The 17,636-nt window shown below is 38.0% G+C and carries 19 protein-coding genes; 4 read left to right on the top strand and 15 right to left on the bottom strand.

The features are described from left to right. Nucleotides 1–81: 81 nt before the first annotated feature. The 8 genes from AOM43_RS07450 to AOM43_RS07415 all read right to left on the bottom strand — a co-directional run bounded on the left by AOM43_RS07450 (nt 82) and on the right by AOM43_RS07415 (nt 6,708). Complete coding sequence (locus AOM43_RS07450) at nt 82–747, bottom strand: FKBP-type peptidyl-prolyl cis-trans isomerase (protein ID WP_226987445.1); 666 nt, start codon at nt 745–747, stop codon at nt 82–84. Between the two features lie 53 nt (nt 748–800). Further along, nucleotides 801–1,826: a hypothetical protein gene (locus AOM43_RS07445; RefSeq protein ID WP_059359695.1), complete on the bottom strand. Its 1,026-nt coding sequence runs from the start codon at nt 1,824–1,826 to the stop codon at nt 801–803. After that, nucleotides 1,814–2,155 (bottom strand): hypothetical protein, encoded by a 342-nt coding sequence (locus tag AOM43_RS07440; RefSeq protein ID WP_059359693.1) that lies wholly within the window; start codon nt 2,153–2,155, stop codon nt 1,814–1,816. The genes AOM43_RS07445 and AOM43_RS07440 overlap by 13 nt, the downstream gene beginning before the upstream one ends. 188 nt (nt 2,156–2,343) lie before the next feature. Further along, nucleotides 2,344–3,228, bottom strand: coding sequence for a glycosyltransferase family 2 protein (locus tag AOM43_RS07435; protein WP_059359691.1), 885 nt, complete (start codon nt 3,226–3,228; stop codon nt 2,344–2,346). After that, nucleotides 3,221–4,165, bottom strand: coding sequence for an NAD-dependent epimerase/dehydratase family protein (locus AOM43_RS07430; RefSeq protein ID WP_059359689.1), 945 nt, complete (start codon nt 4,163–4,165; stop codon nt 3,221–3,223). Before AOM43_RS07430 ends, AOM43_RS07435 begins: the two co-directional genes overlap by 8 nt. A gap of 1 nt (nt 4,166) precedes the next feature. Then, nucleotides 4,167–4,724, bottom strand: a complete 558-nt coding sequence (gene rfbC / locus AOM43_RS07425; RefSeq protein ID WP_013925675.1) for a dTDP-4-dehydrorhamnose 3,5-epimerase — start codon at nt 4,722–4,724, stop codon at nt 4,167–4,169. Continuing rightward, complete coding sequence (gene rfbG, locus AOM43_RS07420; protein WP_013925676.1) at nt 4,724–5,857, bottom strand: CDP-glucose 4,6-dehydratase; 1,134 nt, start codon at nt 5,855–5,857, stop codon at nt 4,724–4,726. Before rfbG ends, rfbC begins: the two co-directional genes overlap by 1 nt. Then, complete coding sequence (locus AOM43_RS07415; protein WP_006342094.1) at nt 5,854–6,708, bottom strand: sugar phosphate nucleotidyltransferase; 855 nt, start codon at nt 6,706–6,708, stop codon at nt 5,854–5,856. Before AOM43_RS07415 ends, rfbG begins: the two co-directional genes overlap by 4 nt. Before the next feature lie 393 nt (nt 6,709–7,101). On the opposite strand from AOM43_RS07415, the gene AOM43_RS07410 reads away from it, so the two are divergent. From AOM43_RS07410 to AOM43_RS07395, 4 genes are read left to right on the top strand one after another with little or no spacing between them, the layout of a single operon-like run. Next, nucleotides 7,102–8,313 carry a purine-cytosine permease family protein gene (locus tag AOM43_RS07410; RefSeq protein WP_006342095.1) on the top strand — a complete coding sequence of 404 codons (1,212 nt, stop codon included), beginning with the start codon at nt 7,102–7,104 and terminating at the stop codon, nt 8,311–8,313. After that, the gene (locus tag AOM43_RS07405; RefSeq protein ID WP_013925677.1) at nt 8,294–9,379 is read left to right on the top strand and encodes an S-methyl thiohydantoin desulfurase family protein; all 1,086 of its coding nucleotides are present in this window, start codon (nt 8,294–8,296) and stop codon (nt 9,377–9,379) included. Before AOM43_RS07410 ends, AOM43_RS07405 begins: the two co-directional genes overlap by 20 nt. A gap of 10 nt (nt 9,380–9,389) precedes the next feature. Next, nucleotides 9,390–10,952, top strand: a complete 1,563-nt coding sequence (locus tag AOM43_RS07400) for a hydantoinase/oxoprolinase N-terminal domain-containing protein (RefSeq protein ID WP_006342097.1) — start codon at nt 9,390–9,392, stop codon at nt 10,950–10,952. 8 nt (nt 10,953–10,960) lie between these two features. Next, nucleotides 10,961–11,353 carry a hypothetical protein gene (locus AOM43_RS07395; protein ID WP_059359687.1) on the top strand — a complete coding sequence of 131 codons (393 nt, stop codon included), beginning with the start codon at nt 10,961–10,963 and terminating at the stop codon, nt 11,351–11,353. Here AOM43_RS07395 and epmA read toward each other — a convergent pair. From epmA to AOM43_RS07360, 7 genes are all read right to left on the bottom strand, one after another. Then, the gene (gene epmA / locus AOM43_RS07390) at nt 11,325–12,269 is read right to left on the bottom strand and encodes an EF-P lysine aminoacylase EpmA (RefSeq protein ID WP_039377883.1); all 945 of its coding nucleotides are present in this window, start codon (nt 12,267–12,269) and stop codon (nt 11,325–11,327) included. The two genes, AOM43_RS07395 and epmA, sit on opposite strands and share 29 nt — an antisense overlap. A gap of 9 nt (nt 12,270–12,278) precedes the next feature. Continuing rightward, a complete protein-coding gene (gene efp, locus AOM43_RS07385) occupies nt 12,279–12,848 on the bottom strand; it encodes an elongation factor P (protein WP_006342100.1) in 570 nt (189 codons plus the stop codon). A gap of 99 nt (nt 12,849–12,947) precedes the next feature. Further along, nucleotides 12,948–13,331: a hypothetical protein gene (locus tag AOM43_RS07380; RefSeq protein ID WP_013925680.1), complete on the bottom strand. Its 384-nt coding sequence runs from the start codon at nt 13,329–13,331 to the stop codon at nt 12,948–12,950. Nucleotides 13,332–13,781: 450 nt separating this feature from the next. Continuing rightward, nucleotides 13,782–14,528 (bottom strand): tetratricopeptide repeat protein, encoded by a 747-nt coding sequence (locus tag AOM43_RS07375; RefSeq protein WP_059359685.1) that lies wholly within the window; start codon nt 14,526–14,528, stop codon nt 13,782–13,784. A 257-nt stretch (nt 14,529–14,785) separates the two neighbouring features. Then, nucleotides 14,786–15,820, bottom strand: coding sequence for an HIT domain-containing protein (locus tag AOM43_RS07370; protein ID WP_059359683.1), 1,035 nt, complete (start codon nt 15,818–15,820; stop codon nt 14,786–14,788). A 191-nt stretch (nt 15,821–16,011) separates the two neighbouring features. Beyond that, complete coding sequence (locus tag AOM43_RS07365; RefSeq protein WP_059359681.1) at nt 16,012–16,356, bottom strand: hypothetical protein; 345 nt, start codon at nt 16,354–16,356, stop codon at nt 16,012–16,014. A gap of 382 nt (nt 16,357–16,738) precedes the next feature. After that, entirely contained in the window at nt 16,739–17,596 is an 858-nt protein-coding gene (locus tag AOM43_RS07360; RefSeq protein ID WP_059359679.1) for a hypothetical protein, read from the bottom strand. Nucleotides 17,597–17,636 lie beyond the last annotated feature (40 nt).

Below are 17,636 nucleotides of genomic sequence, written 5' to 3'. Positions count from 1 at the left end.
GCTGGCTATTTTTTGGAAAAATTTATCTTAAATCAGGCTCTACTAAATAAATATTTTTTTCAAATGAGCATTAAACAATTTTCATAATTTCTCAACATCACAAATCATTAACTGCTGGAATCCATGACGACCGTATTTTCCATAAGCCAAGTCTGGATGAATATAAATCTTGCGTCGTTCTCCACAAGTCATTCCAGAAGCCCCTTTAGCAAAACCAAGAATGGTATCTGAAAGTACTAGTGTAATAGGTCTTTTGGATAAACGGGTATCTTGAATAACTACTTCCTCGCCTTTGCATAGCCGACTTTCAATGAGGTGTATCTTAAAGGTATATTCAGGAGTTGTTATGGCATCATTGCCTGATTGAAGGACTTCGTAATAGACTTTGTGTGGAATAACCTCCACAACATTTTTTCTCTTGGCGACTTCTTCTAAATATAGCTCTGCAGCTTTCAAGTTTAGACATGCGTGATAGGAAGATATCTTATCCAATAAGGAAAGCATTTGCTGTTGACACTCATGTTTGTGAAGAGGCATTTTTTTTCCAGTTTCTAGTTCATTCAAATTTTCCACTACCACATCGAGGTCATAAAAAGGACTATATTGAGATAATTGATTCCAAAATATATTTGCTATGCAAAGAGAAATTTGATGGCGTTCCTCATCACTCAAAATTGATGATACTTGGTCATCAACATTTCGATGCGTTGGCAATGCGCTAACTTGATGTAAAACGTTATGAAACACATAATAAGCGCCTGAAAATAAAAAAAACACCATTACAAAAAAGATCATTTTTTTCATGATTGCAACCGAGATAAAATGATTTCTAAAAAGTTTTCAGAAAAATAAATCTTTATTAGCCTATCACGAATTTTATCATACGCCTTTTGCCTTGCAATCACCTCCTGATCTCCTTCAAAAGCCATATATTTCGGTATTTTTATAGGAGATAGGGTCTCATCCCTTAGGCTCAGATTTATTACTTTCAAATTATCAGACAAGTTATTGAGCTGCCGAATAATATCGGGGATCTTTAATTCTCTAAAATTGGAATATTGTGAATCTATTGATTTTTTATCCTGAAGGTTTAATAGAATGGTTTCCGTAGTTTTAACATTTAGCCCCTCTAAGGCAAAAGGTCCAATCATGAGAGCATCGATTAACTCAAATTTGTCTCGAAATCTTTTAGCATTGGTTGCATCATAGCCTAGTAGAAGCCCCAGAGCTTGATGATATAAGTGTTTGTCATACTCTAATTTTAAGTGCTCTAAAGTCGGTGAGCAAATAACTGTTGCTATGCGATCTACATCTTGAAAAACAATGTTCATTAATGGCTGATGTTTATCATAAAGAGCTTGTACCTTTTGTTTGTGATACAAAACAAATCCAATCAACTTATAATCGACACTCACATAATCCATTAAAATAAAAGAGTTTGAAGGAAAAGATGATTTATACTTCTGCCATACAAGCCATCCTTTATAAATAGTCGCAAAGGAGTTGAGGGTTGATTGGTTAAAAAAAAATCCAAGTTCTAGATCCACATAAAAATCAGAAAATGCTATCGGTTTATCGCCAAAAAGGGCGTAAGCAAAATCTCCATCTGCCATTAGATAGCGGAATAAGCATTCTAAATCTTGCCTATCTTCAATAGGCATGGAAGTTAAAATATTTTGTAAATTTTCTGTTTGTTTGGTATGCATCCCATCATAACACTCTGCAAAGGCCAACAATGGCAAAAACAAGACGGTAAACGCAAAGGTCATGACAAACCGTTTATATAACATCCAAATTTCGTTGCTAATTTTTTTCACTTGGGACATACATATGGACAATGCTGGCAATATGGATAATCCCATAATTCATTTTTTTTCGTACACCTTGGGCATACCCAATAACCAACACCGCATTTATATTCAATAAAAATTCCTCGATAGTTGCCACATAGACTGTTAACAGGAAGCATTTCATTATTTAATGTAACAAATATTTCATCGCCTGAAAAATGAATTTGGGAAGAATCTATAAAAATCGTTTCGTTGCCTTTCCCTTGGTTTTGCTCAGCAGCAATAGAGCATTTCATTATTGCAGCATTTCCACTATTCATAATGATGCAGAGTAAAAACATGAGTAAAATAAAATAAGATTTCATAAATTTCTCCTTTTCGTATGTTCAAGTTATTTTTTCATTTTCCCTTAATTTCATACAACTTGCTACAACTGTAGTATTTTTGTCGAGACCTTTTCTTCTCATTTTCGTCTCATTTTTCACGAAGAATTTAGATATAGTAATTTAGGTCGCGTGGTATTCCTGATGGCATTCTCAAAAGAATCGTCAAATCAAAAATTTAGCAGGATTTCCAGAAAAACACAGCCTATGGCAATAACACCGATTTTGTATCCAGCCCATTTTGCCAAAATATGCAAAAATGCATATGGAATCATAAGCGGTTGATTTTGCAACAACCTTTCAATCATTTCTCGCACATATTTTTTTCCTCTAGCGCTATCTGAACCGGCTTCTTGCAGTAATGCATGAAGTTTTTTTCTGGCTAAGCCTGTATCAAAATGACGCTCGAACTCTTGCTTTAATGAATAGCGATGTGAGTGATGAACGATAGCTTCAGCTACATAAGCAATGCGATGTTCTTTTTTCAACAATTGGACAACAACTGCTGTATCTTCTCCTAAAAGGACTGAAGGAAATCCTCCAATTTCATCTAAAGCTTGATTGCGGTATGCTGCACATGAATTTGAACAAAAAAAAGTGTACGTCCCAAATTGAGCAGCATCTTCAATACCTCTTAGATGACTTTGAGCAGGATAGTTAAATTCTCGCGGAAAGGACTCAAAAAAGTCCGCATCTGTGTGTGCGATTTGGCGAGCATATGCAATGGATGCCTTTCTTTGAAGAATAGGCTCCAGTAAATATTCTAATCCTTCGGAATTTGTCAGATAGGCATCTGGGGTCATCATCACCACAATATCTGTATTGAGATGTTTTCTCGCTAATTCCCGAGTAGATCCATGATTGAATAAAGACCTTTCAATCACCAACGTCTCCGCTCCCATTGCTTGCGCAAGTTCAACTGTTCCATCATTGGACGAAGAATTCACGACAAGAATGCGTGGCTTTAAAGATGAGTTGAAAAGAGGTGGCAAACAAAAAGGTAAATGCTTCTTCGCACAATGTGTAATAAAGACAATGCCTATAGAATCAACCATGCTTATAGCTTCCATATGTCTGTTGATAAAATACGGCTAGCTCATCCCAAGCTTTTTGCTCATCCCATTCCAGATAACGAAGAGGATCCGTATTATAACGTTCTTTCGGCTCTGAATAGTCTGTCTGAGTATGCAGCTCAAATTCGCAAGACAAATCTAAACGAGGGCGCAGCTCTGAGGAAAAACGCTTGGTAAAACTTCCCTGGCTTTCCACATAACCGCTAGGATTTAGTTTTTCAAAGCCAGGCTCATCCTTAAGATTTTCTATGAAATGGACATATGCCTTCGCGAGTAACGCTACGTGAATGTTATCACGGACATAGGATGGATGACTAACTGCCGCAACTTCTTTCTTAAACCATTTCTGCACAAGATATGCCGTAAAACGAGGCTCTTCATAGGGACCAAAAGGGTTAGGGATGACGAATTTTCCTAACTTCATATCCAATTTTTCGGTATAAAATCGGAAAATTTCAGATGTTAAGCCTTTTGATAACCCGTATGGTGAAAAGGCTTTTAATGGATATGTCCCGTCCCCTTCATTTTGTTCAAAAACCGTTCCCGTTAAGACCACCTTTTTACATTGTTGCATCAATAAGGCTTCTAAAACTTGTTTAAGATGGCTGACATTGTTCGCGACAGCTATTCCAACATCAAATTCGGGGCTCTTATAATTCTGCACATCGGCTGCATGGTGACAAAATAGATCCCATGGGCCTTTATTAGCGGTAAGTTCTAAAAAACGTTGGCTGCCAAAAGAACAATTGAAAATAGCTTGAACAAAAGGAAGAATGGCCTGAACACGTTGTCCGCGTGTTCCGGAATAGTCGGTATGGGAGCGTTTAAAAATAGCTGTCACTTGATGTCCCTGATCAGCCAACTGTTTGACCATCCACATACCAGAAAAAGAACTAGCTCCAGTAAAAAGAATGCGCATTTTATACAGCCGCCAGGTTTAAATGATAGCTAGGATCAAAATTAGGATGCATTTTGTCCCTTTCAGAAATCAGGCTTGGCTTTGCTGGCCACTCAATGCTAAAGGTTGGGTCATCCCAACGCACCCCTCTTTCACATTCTTTAGAATAAAATTGTGAAACGAAGTACATGATTTCAGAATTCGGCTGCAGCGTCATAAAACCATGTGCAAATCCTTTTGGCACATACATCATCAATCGATTTTCAGCAGAAAGTACGGCCCCAAAAGATTTTTTAAAGGTGGGAGAATCCACACGTAAGTCCACAATAACGTCATACAAAGAGCCTTGTATGCATCGCACTAGCTTGGTTTCTTCAAAAGGAGGAAGCTGATAATGCAATCCACGCAATGTTCCTTTTTCAACACTATAAGAATTATTCACTTGAACAACAGCAGGCTCTAAACCTTGTTGAGTAAACTCTTTCTGGCAGAAAAGACGCGCAAAAAATCCGCGTTCATCACCCAGCTTGTTTAAATCAATCAGAAAAGCATCTTTCAGAGGTGTCGATATAAATTCCATTATCCCTCCACAGCCAGCAGGTTTTTAGATTCTGCCCATTTTAGCTCTCGCTTTTGAGCGTATATGCAGTATTTTTTAATATGGTCTAAAGCAACTTGATACATATTTTCATTGTCTGCTACTTTTGGATCATTATGAAAAGCTTTAAACCATTTGACCGTATCTTCAAGTGCTTCATGCCAGTTGTAAACTGGATGCCATTTTAAATGATGAGCTGCCTGATCCCAATTGAGACGCAAAAGATGCATTTCTCGTTTTTGTCCTATAGCTTCTAGGTTGATCCAATCGCCTTCTCCCCAATAATCCACCGCTTTTTGAACAAGAGCCTCTACAGATACGCCTTGCTGCTCCATTGGGCCAAAATTCCATGCTCCTGCAAAGGTTTGTTCATGTTGAAGTAAGTTTTGAGCAAGGCATAAGTAGCCACTGAGTGCATCCAAAACATGCAACCAAGGACGTACACTATGAGGATTTCTAACTTCAATTAACTTATTGCTCATCAATGCTTTCATGCTATCTGGAACAAGACGAAAATCAGAAAAATCACCTCCACCAATGACATTCCCTGCTCTTGCAGATGCAACACATTTCGATGATTCGAAAAACGAGGCACGATAAGCTTGTGTCGCTAGTTCTGCCATGGCTTTACTAGCACTATAGGGATCACTTCCACCCAAAGTATCGTTTTCACGGTAGCCCCATGTCCATTCCTTATTTTCATAACATTTATCTGTCGTAATGACTAAGCAGCCTTTCACGCACTCACTATTTCGCACAGCTTCCAACACATTAACTGTGCCCCCCACATTAGCATCGAAGGTTTCTTTGGGATCTGTATATGATTTTAATACAAGCGATTGCGCGGCTAAATGGAAAACGAAAGCGGGTTGATGTTCTTGAATGGTATCATAAATTTTGTCGTAATGACAAATATCCCCAGTGATATGCACCATCTTTTGATCGAGATGGGTTATTGAGAAATGGCTTGGTTGGGTAGGAGCCGGTAAACTATACCCAATAACTTTAGCTCCTAATGCTTGCAGCCAAATGGAAAGCCAAGAACCTTTAAATCCGGTGTGGCCTGTTATCAGGACTGGTAACCCTTTAAATACATCGCCAAAATAGTTAATCATTTCGATTTGTCCTTCATTAGTAGGTTTGGATGCATCTCGACAAAAGGTAAGCTACGAACCCATGGCGCATGCCCCGAAGTCCAAAGCTCATTCAAATGGTCTCTCTCTCTCTGCGTATCCATGCATGCCCAGAAACCTCTGTGTCGATACATATTTAATTCCCCATCTTTGGCAAGGTTAACAAGAGGCTGCTTTTCCAATACACACTCTTCATCTTTGATTAAATATTTGGTGAAAAATTCTCTTTTAAAAAAGAAGAACCCTCCATTAATCCACTTCTCTTTAAATTCCGGTTTTTCAGCAAACTCCTCTACATTGTCTCCATTTAAACGAATTTCACCAAAACGAGAGGGGGGATTGACTCCCAATACGGTTCCTAGCTTTCCATGAGCACGATGAAAATCAAATTCCATTCTCAAGTTCACATCAGTTAAAGCATCCCCATATGTCACTGCAGCATGTTCAGCATCCAATAAGTACTTTTCAGCAGCAATCGCAACACGGCCACCTGTCATAGTCTTCTCGCCGGTATAAGCGACAGTAACTTCCCAATCTTCCTCATGGTCAATGGAATGAACAGTTAAATTGTTGGATTTAAGATCAACAGTGAAATCACTGTTCATGGAAGCATAATTTAAAAAATAAGCCTTAATCACCTCAGATTTAAATCCCGTACACAACACAAATTTTTTGAATCCTTGCCGACTATACAAATGCATAATATGCCACAAAACAGGGTAATTGCCGATGGGAACCATGGGTTTGGGCTTGAATTCAGTTTCTTCTTTGATGCGGGTCCCTAATCCTCCACACAGGATAAATACCGGGATATTTTTGAGTGAATTGTTCATAGAAATTCTCACTATAGTGGGATTGAATAATGTAAGCCCCACATAGTACTTTTATCTGAAGTTGAGAGTCAATGCTAAACAGCATTCGATACAATAAACGATTAAGTTCTATTTTTAATTTAAAAAAATAAATTAACCTAGTTATTTTTTCAAAAACCCCATTCCAAATTTTTCTTATTTTTAATTGACTACTAAGAGGTAATCTGATTTACTGCTTACAGTTTTTATTAAAAATTTAAAATACTATTTGTTTATTGCCTTTTTAAAATTATTTTTAATGGCCTAAAAGCTTATCTCTACGTGCAGAAAATTCACGCAATCCCCTAGGAAAGCTCTGAATTTATTAGACTCGAAAAGTTGCAAATTAAACCCTTTAAAAGAAACAGGCAAATTATGATCGAACAACAAAACTGGTGGAAACTCTCTAGCATTCAAATTGGAGGTGTCGTGTGCCTTCCAATGATTATGATTGGACAAACCCTGAATCAACAATATGGCTTCGCATCTGCTATATGTGGGATTTTATTAGGGAATGCCATTCTCTTACTTATGGCTTTAGTGATCACCCACATGGCTTGCGAAAATCGCAAAACGACAATGGAAAACGCTATTGAATATTTTGGTAAAAAAGGAGTTTCCTTTTTCGCATTAACAATGTCCTTATCCACTTTAGTATGGTTTTCCGTTCAATTAAAAGTGATGAGCTTAAGCCTCCTCGATATCCTTCATATTCATTCTGAAGGTCCTTTCATCGAATGCATTGCCAATACTCTCTTAGGCCTCCTTATTACATTTGTTGTCTTTTACGGCATTCGAGCCATGGAAATCATTAGCAATATCAGCATGCCTCTACTTCTTTTAACTCTCGGATATGCGTGGTATACAGCGGATTCAGATACAACTCAAACCAATCATCTTCCCCTAACTTTTGCTGCAATCTCTGCAATTATGGGAATGGCTATCGTTTATGTCATCGACCTGCCAACGTTTATGCGCCACGCACGTTCATCTAAGGATGGAATGACGAGTATTTTTATTATGTTCATTTTAGCTATGCCCATTTTGGAATCCATTGGTGTTTATCTTGCAGCAGGGAAAACAGGAAACATCATAGAAGTGCTCAAAAGATACAACGGTCCATTATGGAATCTTTGGGTATCCCTATTTCTCATTTTAGCAGGATGGACCACAAATAATATGAATCTTTACTCCGGAGCCACAAGCGCACGCTCTATTTTTCCAAATCTTAATCATTCCTTTAACATCACGATTCTAATATTTGGAGTTCTCGGAACCTTATTGGCAAACTTCGATTTGCTTCAACATTTAAGTTTGATTTTAGAAGGAATGGGAATAGTCGTCACAAGCATGGGAACCGTGATTATTACCCGTTATCTGATGATGCGCATCTCCGGACAACCGATCACCTCAAGAGATTACCCTTGGCATTTTGCTGCCTGGTTTTTAGGCACAGTTGCAGGTATTTTGAGCATGAATGGGATCGCGATTACGGCTGTTTCAACAATCGATTCAGCCATCGCAGCTCATTTGGGAACATTTTTAATTTTATTGAGTGGAAAACAACATGAAAAAGCTTACGCTTGATCAACTAGATGATCTCACCATTGGAAGTGCTATTTTAGGCTCTGGTGGTGGTGGTGATCCCGCCTATTTTTACATGATGACAAAGCATCTCATGGAAAAGTTAGGCCCTGTTTCGATGATTAAGAGTTCAGAACTCAAGCCTGATGATCTAGTTCTTCCCATGGGGATGATTGGAGCACCCTTAGTTGAAACAGAAAAATTCCCTACAGGGCTTGAATATATTTCTCTCATTCGAGACGTGGAGAATGTGACGGGCAAAAAAGTTACGGTCTTAATGCCATGTGAAGCTGCTGGAAGCAATGCCTTTTTTCCTATCATGGTTGCCAATCAATTAGGTCTTCCCATTCTAGATGCCGACCTGATGGGTCGCGCATTTCCTGAAGTGCAAATGTGCTCGAATCGCTTATTAGGACTTCCTTCCGCCCCTGCATTTATTTCAGACTGGCGGGGAAATTCTGTGATTATCAATGCACAAACACCCCTAACGCTAGAAAAAATAGCCCGTCAAATCACGATTTCGATTGGATCTTGGGGTGTTTTTGCGGATCGTCCGATGTCAGCAGACGAAGCAGAAAAATACACAATCCCCAAAAGTATGTCTCGTGCCTTATCTATCGGAAAAGTTCATCGTGAAGCAAAAGCTGCCGGTACAGATCCGCTAGAAGCCGTGTTAACACTGTGTAAAGGTTTTTGGATAGGATCTGGTAAAATTACCGATATTGATCGAGCCATTTCTAAGGGATTTCAAAAAGGAAATGTGGTGATCCAAAATAAAAATGACCGTATGGAAATTTGCTTTCAAAATGAATATTTGCTGGCTAAATGCAATGGAAAAATCTTGGCCACCACTCCAGACATCATCATGCTAATGGAACAAGAAACTGGAGAACCTATTACAAGTGAGTCACTTCGATTTGGTTTAAAAGTCAATCTGATTGCCTTGCCTTCTCCTTCTATTTGGACAACAAAGCAAGGGCTTTCCGTCGTGGGACCTCGTTATTTTGGATATGAGACAGATTATTTGCCTATCCAAAAAAGCAAACAAAAAGCCTTGGCATTAACCTGAGAAAATATCTATGAAAAAACAAAGATACAAAATCGGCATTGATATAGGTGGAACAAATACTGATGTTGTGCTTGTCAATTCTGAAACAAAAATCACAGCTTACACCAAAGTTGCGACGACTCGAGAAGTGAATGATGGCATTCGCGTTGGCCTAAAGCAAATCATGAATGACACAAAAATCAAGGGAGAGGATATTTCAGGGATTTTTTTAGGAACAACCCAGGCGGTCAATGCCATCCATCAAAGGCATCATCTTAATCGTGTTGGAGTCATCCGCATAGCTGGGCATCACCCTCAATCTCTCCCCTCCTGCTATTCTTGGCCACAAGAGTTACGTGATACCCTTTATGTCGGAACGGAAACAGTCGATGGGGGCTTTGAATGCAATGGTGACTTGATTACGCCCATTAATCCTCCACAAATCCGCAAAGCAGTCGAAAATCTCCAGAAACAAAAGATGGAAAGTTTAGCAATTGTAGGGGTGTTTGCTTCTCTTAATCCCTGCCACGAACTCCTTGCCAAAGAAATCAGCCAAGAAGTCACAAAGGGCAAAATTCCGATTTCCTTGTCTCATCAAATTGGCGGTGCAGGATTCGTTGAAAGAGAAAATTCAACCATTTTGAATGCAGCCTTGAAATCTGTCATGTCAAATGTTTTCAAAAACCTTGTGGTCACCTGCAGTGACTTAGGTATTGCCTGTCCCATTTGGGTGACGCAAAATAATGGAAGCATCTTAGATCTTGCACACGCCATCGAATATCCTGTTTTAACTATTTCCGCGGGACCTACTAATTCATTCATAGGAGGTGCCAAACTGGCTCAGATCGATGATGCGATTATTATTGATATTGGCGGTACATCTACAGACATTGGTGTGATTCGTCGCGGTATTCCAAGACAATGTTTAAATAATTCAAAAATTGGTGGAATTAGCTTAAATTTTTCCATTCCTGATGTTTGTTCTATTGGACTAGGTGGAGGTAGCCACGTCACAATCGAACGCAATAAGGTAGAAATTGACTCTAAAAGCTGCGGAAATCGCACCTTTATTGAATCTGTCTCATTTGGTGGAAAGCAACTCACCTTAACAGATGTAGCACTAGCGCTTGGTCATTTAGATATCCCTGGTGCACGTCCAAAAAACGTCACCCTCTCTCACCGCGGTTGCAAGGTTGTGATGGACGAGGCTTTAAGAAAAATCTATGATCTCATCTCCAATATCAGCCCAGAGGAACGATCCCTCCCTATTGTGATGATTGGAGGAGGCGCTTCTTTGCTCCCCAAAAACCTTTTGGGTGGACGATGCATTATCCCTCCCTATGCCCATGTGGCAAATGCATTTGGAGCGGCTTTAGCAGAAATTTCAGCAACGGTCGATACGGTTGTCTCCTTGGTGGAGCGGGAAAAAGTTTTAGAAGATTTGCGACAGCAATCCATTCAACTAGCCATTCAAAAAGGTGCAGATTTTAAAACCATTAAAGTTGTAGACTTGGAAATTCTTCCTTATCACTACATCCCTAATCAAATGGCCCGAGTCATTGTCAGGGCATCAGGAAGTCAAATCGCTTTTTAAGGTTTTCGATGTACGAACATGCAAAATCGCCACTTCTACCGCGTAGGGCCTTTTATTTACGGCTCCTACGCAATCTTATCTGGGCAATGAGTTTTATAAGCTTTTCATTATGTATCGGGATGATGGGCTACCATCATTTTGAAAAAATGCCTTGGATCGATTCTTTTGCAAATGCGGCGATGATTTTGTCTGGAATGGGACCTCTCGGAGCCATTCAAACTTCAGGTGGGAAATTATTTGCGGGTTTTTATGCACTCTACAGCGGCTTAGCTTTTATCTTTGCCTTAGGGCTAATTTTTGCCCCCATTTTTCACCGCTTTTTACATAAGTTTCATTTGGAAGAAATCGAAGCCAATCACAAGGCAAAATCTGCTAAGCTAAACTCCAATCAAAAGGGATGACTTCCGCCAGAGACAAACAGTGATGCCGCAACATCATGAGACGATCAAAGCCCACAGCCACACCACAGCAGTTGGGCAACCCTTTTTCCAAAGCCGCCAAAAAATGCTCATCAATAGGTAAAGGCTCTTTTCCTAGTCGCTCTTCACGATGCTTATTGGCTTCAATAAAACGTTGACGCTGCTCTTGGGCATTCGCCAATTCATGATAGCCATTAGCCAGTTCAACACCTTCAAAATAGACTTCGAAACGCTCCGCTACATGCTCATCGTCATGCGTCACAGTCTGAGCCAAAGCAGCTTGCGAAGCGGGATAGTGAGAAAGAACAAACAAGCCATTTCGACCTAACTGAGGCTCTATCACAAGCCCCAAGATGACGTTCAGCAAACCATCTTTATCTTCACCCGCTATGGAATGAATTTGGTCGATTCCCGCATCATGAATATATTGACGCAGCTCTTTTGTCGTTGCTTGATGATAATCAAGACCTGCAAAATTTTGGAAGGCTTCTCGATAAGTCATCGAAGTAAAGGGAATGTCCCCTAGAAAAAGACGCATGAAATCCACTGTTTCGAGGATCATCTCATTGAAAGAAAAGCCCAGACGATACCACTCAGCCATCATAAATTCTGGATTATGTTTACGGCCATACTCCCCATCACGGAAAACATGCGCAAGCTGATAGATATCTCCCATCCCATCCACAATTAAGCGCTTCATTCCATATTCTGGGGAAGAGTGCAAATATCTGCGGTTTGCCCCCGCATATTGCACAGGAATTAAGTCGATATGCTCATCTACAGCGGCATATCGACTAATCATTGGACAATCAACTTCTAAAACTCCACGATGAGAGAAAAATTGTCGCGCTCTGGATAACATCTGAGCACGATCTTTAAGAAGTGCAATTTTATTCATAGCGCCTATTTAGGAAGAAGCTCGTGAAACATATTCACCAGTACGTGTATCAACTTTTACAATTTCACCTTGGTCGATGAAGATTGGCACTTGAACCTTTGCGCCACTTGCTGTCACTGCAGGTTTTAAAACCCTTCCGGATGTATCACCGCGAATGCCAGGAGAAGTCTCAACAATTTCCATTTCCATGAATGTTGGAGGCTCTACAGTAACAGGCTCGCCTTTATAGAAAATAATCTCGTAAAGAATATCTTCCATGAGCCAATCCATTGTATCCCCAATGTTCTGGTTCGCAATCTTGATTTGCTCGAATGTTTTGTCATCCATGAAAACAACGCCATCGGATTCTTTATAGAGCATGCGCATTTCCGATTCCACGACATCAGCAAGTTCAAATTTGTCTCCTGATTTAACCGTGCGCTCAATTACGCGACCTGTCATCAAATGCTTAAGTCTAACACGGTTAAATGCCTGCCCTTTACCTGGCTTAACAAATTCATTTGCAACAATTGTATAAGGTTGCCCTTCTACTTCAATTTTGAGTCCTTGCTTAAACTCGTTTGTACTCACATATGCCATAAAAATTTCCCTTAAGAATGTTCGTTAATAGCACGTAAGTTTAACAAAATAAAAGCTCAGCTGTCTAGCTTTTTAGTACAGCCTGCATTTATTGCGATTTTAAAAACTAACGTAGAGTAAATATAAGCCAATCAGGAACATAATTCCGGAAATAATATCCAGAAAAGAACCATCTTTTTTAATCAGATTTTGTCCAAATTGGGCCACCTGCGCAGGAAATACTAAACGAGCAATTCCAGCAAAAACCATCAACCATCCGAGGAAAGTGATTAAGCCTCTCCAGTCTGGAATCCAAATGTCGTGAGAAAGCACAACAAGTAATCCGCATAGCAAAGTGATGAAACCAGAAAGAATAATGATAGCAGGATGGTCTAGTACATCTTGCCAAAGGCGTCTATAAAAAGCCCTATTTAAAAAATAACTGCCATAAATAACAACCAACATCACTCCAAGCAAGCGTGCTAAAAAATGTGAAATATCCATATAAGAACTCCTCTATCTTTTTTCATTTCTATATGAACAATTCAATTATTACTTTCCAGTAAGTAATTAAATTTTTATAAGATTAGGATTTTTAACAATCTCACTTGGTTAATTCTCAAGTTTTTTTTCGGAATGTATGCCGCTAAAGCTCTAAAGAAGAATGGAGAGAATCTCGTCAATCTGCATTAGGATTCAGTCTACTCAAAAGGTCTGTCGAAATCTTCTTCCTGCTCTTTGCAAAATGCTAGATAATCATCCACTGAATCCTTAAAAGTCTTTTCAATCTCGCTGTCAGTCGTACTTTGGGAAAGTAATGATAGCCTTGATTCCCAAAACATCTCCATGAAAAATTTTGGCTTCATCATCATATTCAACGATCCCTGTATAGCCTCTATATTTTCATAATTTTCTTATTTAGTTCATATGTTTAGGCTTTAAGGCCATTATTGACTAAAAGACTTCTTTCAATAATTGATAGAATTTAAAATATAGGTCGTGAAGAAGCGAATAGATGAGTTGGATCTGATGGTGTATAAAGCCGTGAGTTTCATCTACCACTTTTAAATCAAATTCATGCTCTAAATGTGCTTGATGTACATGGATACAAAACTCCTCTTCCTCTTGAGGATCACTTCTTTTTATTATGCAAATCCCTGAATCATAAAAAATGATATCTTCCTGCTTGCAGATCCCAAAGCTGACTAAACAATCACAAAAAAACGTCCTGATTTGTTCAGTAAAGTTACTTAAATTTCTGATTACAACGAATTTATCATTCATTTCAACAACAGGATAGCTTGGATCATTTTCGCAAATGTACACATAATCATTTTTAAAATTTTCGTAGAGATTTAATTCAGCAAAACATTTTAGCCGACCTTTCGTGGCTCGAATTTTATCAATAGGAAGCGTTAAATCGGATTCGATGACTGCGGAGAAATCTTCAATTGCCAGTTGATAGCTTTCCAATTCGAAATATGCATGACCCCTGTCAACGAGTACGTAAAAATGGTCTTTATCCAAAACACCATCAAAGGAAGATAAGGCTTGCGTATAGCTGTCAATAGCCTCTGTATACTGTTTATTTCCCATAAAAGAAGTGGCCTGAATCCATTTCTCTAAGGGATCAGAAGAAGGATTCTCAGCAAAAAGAAAACAGTTAAAAATCAGAAAATAATATAGAAAAATTGTTCTCATTTAGACCTGGGGATTTGCTAGAAGTAAAAATTTAATTTACCAAAAATCATTTTAGGAAAATGAAAAGAAAAAATTCAAGTTTTTTAAATTGTATGTTGTTCTTTAGAGCTTTCATCAAAATATAAAGAATATCTTTTTAAAGCTAAGGATGCCTCTTGATTCTTTATACTCAAATTGCAGCACATCAACTTTCATCATCCTTTCATTAATTTAGCTTTTCCTGATTCCAAAATCTCACTACAAAGATCCGAAAGTGATTATGGTTTAACTTCTGAGTTTTCCATGAAAAGCTGAGACCACTTATTTTGAACCATTCTTAATTGGCTCTCATCTAGGGCTGGAGATGGATTTGGTTCTTGGCAAAATTCATAAGCCCAATTTGTCATCCACGGCTGCAGTGTGTCAGAAGAAAAAGCAATGACATGATCATGAAGGTGCGATTGTGTCTGCCCACTTTTGCGACCGATTTTAGTGACTACAACAACCTCTGGACATACAAAATAATTATTAACGATAGAACACATTTTAGAAAAACACGAATATTTATCTAAAATTTCTTCAGGACTACTTACAGAAATGGTTGTAATATGCCTTTTTGGAATGATCATCAGATGATGTTCAGGCTCTGTATATGGTTTTGAATTAGAAATGATATGATTGAAGGGGGTTTCTAAAACATCTTGTTTCTGAATAACTTTTGGATTGCAAAAGGCACAACTACTCGAAAGTGAAATACTAGAAAACCATTCTTTATTCCACACAAGATGACATTCCCCTTTGCACTGGCTAATTTCCTCTTTAAGCAACAGAAATGCTTCATAAGTCTTTGTGACTTTGTAAGTCGCTTCTCGTAAGGGAAGAGGTTGTGGAGAACCTGATAAAATTCCATTTGCGACTACGGTAACTTTTTTAATCTGGTCTGATGTTAATAAAATCTTTTCCTTTTTACCATATAGAGCAAAAAGCATTAGGCGTACATGATGCTCAAAGTTAAGTTCGTCCGTTTTAGCAGAGCGCTCTGTAGGCAAAAGATAGGAAACAACTCTTTCTTCGCAAAGAGGCATGCAACGCATAAAATCTCCACAACCAAAAGCTTCAAGAAAAACTCTTTCCATCTTACCAACGGTCGTTTCAAGTTCCAACTTTTCTTCGTCAGAGAGTTGCCCAATGACAACCTTTCGCTTTATGGTAGCAGCTAAAAGCCCATCTCTATTCTCTAGTTGAGTCAGAGATCCTTCCCATAATATGGAAAAAATTTCAGTATTCACGCTGTCAATATCATGTATTTGCATAGAACCTTTGCCGTATTATTGCATGCCGTAACTAGAGAATAAATTTAATGGACCGGAATTTAACGAAATCTTGAGATATAATCAACTCTATAAAATCACTTATTGAGTAAGCCTTGAGAGTGTCTTTTTGAACCAATTACGATTTTTAAAAACCTCGACTCCCTTTTTTTTCGCCTGATTATATTTTTTTCTTAAAGCAACTGTTTCGGATGAGAGTTATCTACGGCAAAGTTTACAGATTGAACGATTAACAATCTTTCATCGCAATCTTCAAAAAATTGAGTTTGTTCTCTTTGAATTCCTAGATCAAATTCAAGAGCCAATCGTTCCGCAAAAAGAGAGGAATTATGCACGCCATAACCAAGAAGAATACCTGTCATCAAATGATTTTTGCAGGTAGGAAAATCAAGTTCCCATCTTTCTAATTTTTCTATGAATTCTTCGGCAGATAACTTTTGTTTCAACGCAGTTTGTATGAGATTTATATTTTCGCTAAAAACTTTTGTAAATTCGTACCGATTGATCAATATATACATAGATCTGAGCCCTGATCAAAAATAAGGGCAAAATCGCAAGAGATAAATTTTTTAATCTTCTCGAGAACTTTAAACGGCTTCTGTAAATTAAGAGAATTAAAATTCCAGAAACTTACTAATGACCGTGTTGAATAAAAATCAATAAAGGGATTAGGCTCAACAAAGCAAAAAGAGAGGGGCTTTTCCCCAAAAGGGTATAAGCAAGCGCATTGTTTTTGAAAATGTATGAAAAAGTTTTTTTAACTCTTCATAGCCATCATCCCCTAATTCAGACCTAATCATTTCTATTTTTTGAAAATCACCATAAGCAAAATTTTTACTTAGTGTATTCATGAAAAAATTAAAAGAATAATGAGTGTTTTATTTAAAAGCATTTGAATTTTTAAAAGCGGTCACATTGTTTGAATGTCTCTTCAGTAAGCTTTGAAAGGGTTTTTTCGAACCAATCAGGGCTTTTGTAAATTTCGATTACTTTTTTTTCCATCTGATTATACTTCTCCCGTAAAGCAATGGTTTCGGGATGAGAGTTGTCTACAGCAAAATTTACAGATTGAACGACTAGCAATCTTTCATCTCGATCTCGAAAAGCCTGAGACTTTATAGTCTCTTCTCGAAGTGTTTTTTGAATACCGGAGTAAACTCCCTCTGATCCAGACACAAATTCTTCGACGAATATGATTGAATTATGCGTACCATATCCCAGTAGTATACCCGTTATTAAATGATTTTCATTGGAAGGAAAATTAATCTCTTTCTTTTCTAACTTTTCGATAAATTCATCCGCCGTTATTCTTTGTTTCAAAGTCGTTTGTATCAGATTTAAATTTTCGTTAAAAACTTTTGTAAATTCAGGTTTATTTATCAGAATGAATAAACCTGAGTCCTTATCAAGAATAAGGGCAAAATTAGAGGAAATGAATTTTTTAATTTTTTCAAGGGCTCTAAAGGGTTTTTGCAAGTTAAGCGAATTAAAATTCCAGAAACTCACTATCGAGCGAGTTGAATAAAAATCAATAAAGAGATTAGAGCCGATAGAACAAAAAGAAAGCGGTTTTTCTCCAAAAAGAGTATATGCGAGTTCATTATTTTTGAAAATAAAAACAAATGTTTTTTTTAACTCGTTAAAATCATCGTCCCCCATTTCAGATTTAATCGTTTCTATTGCTTTGAAATTCCCAAAAGCAAGATTTTTGCTTAGAAGCTCTATGAAAAGAAAAATGACTGTTTTATTTAAATGCATTTGAATTTTTCAAAAATGGCCACATTTTTTAATATGGCCT

Source organism: Parachlamydia acanthamoebae (assembly GCF_000875975.1).
In the GTDB taxonomy this organism is placed as follows: domain Bacteria; phylum Chlamydiota; class Chlamydiia; order Chlamydiales; family Parachlamydiaceae; genus Parachlamydia; species Parachlamydia acanthamoebae.
Note: the sequence above shows the minus strand (reverse complement) of the source record. Positions and strands in the feature narration are given on the sequence as shown.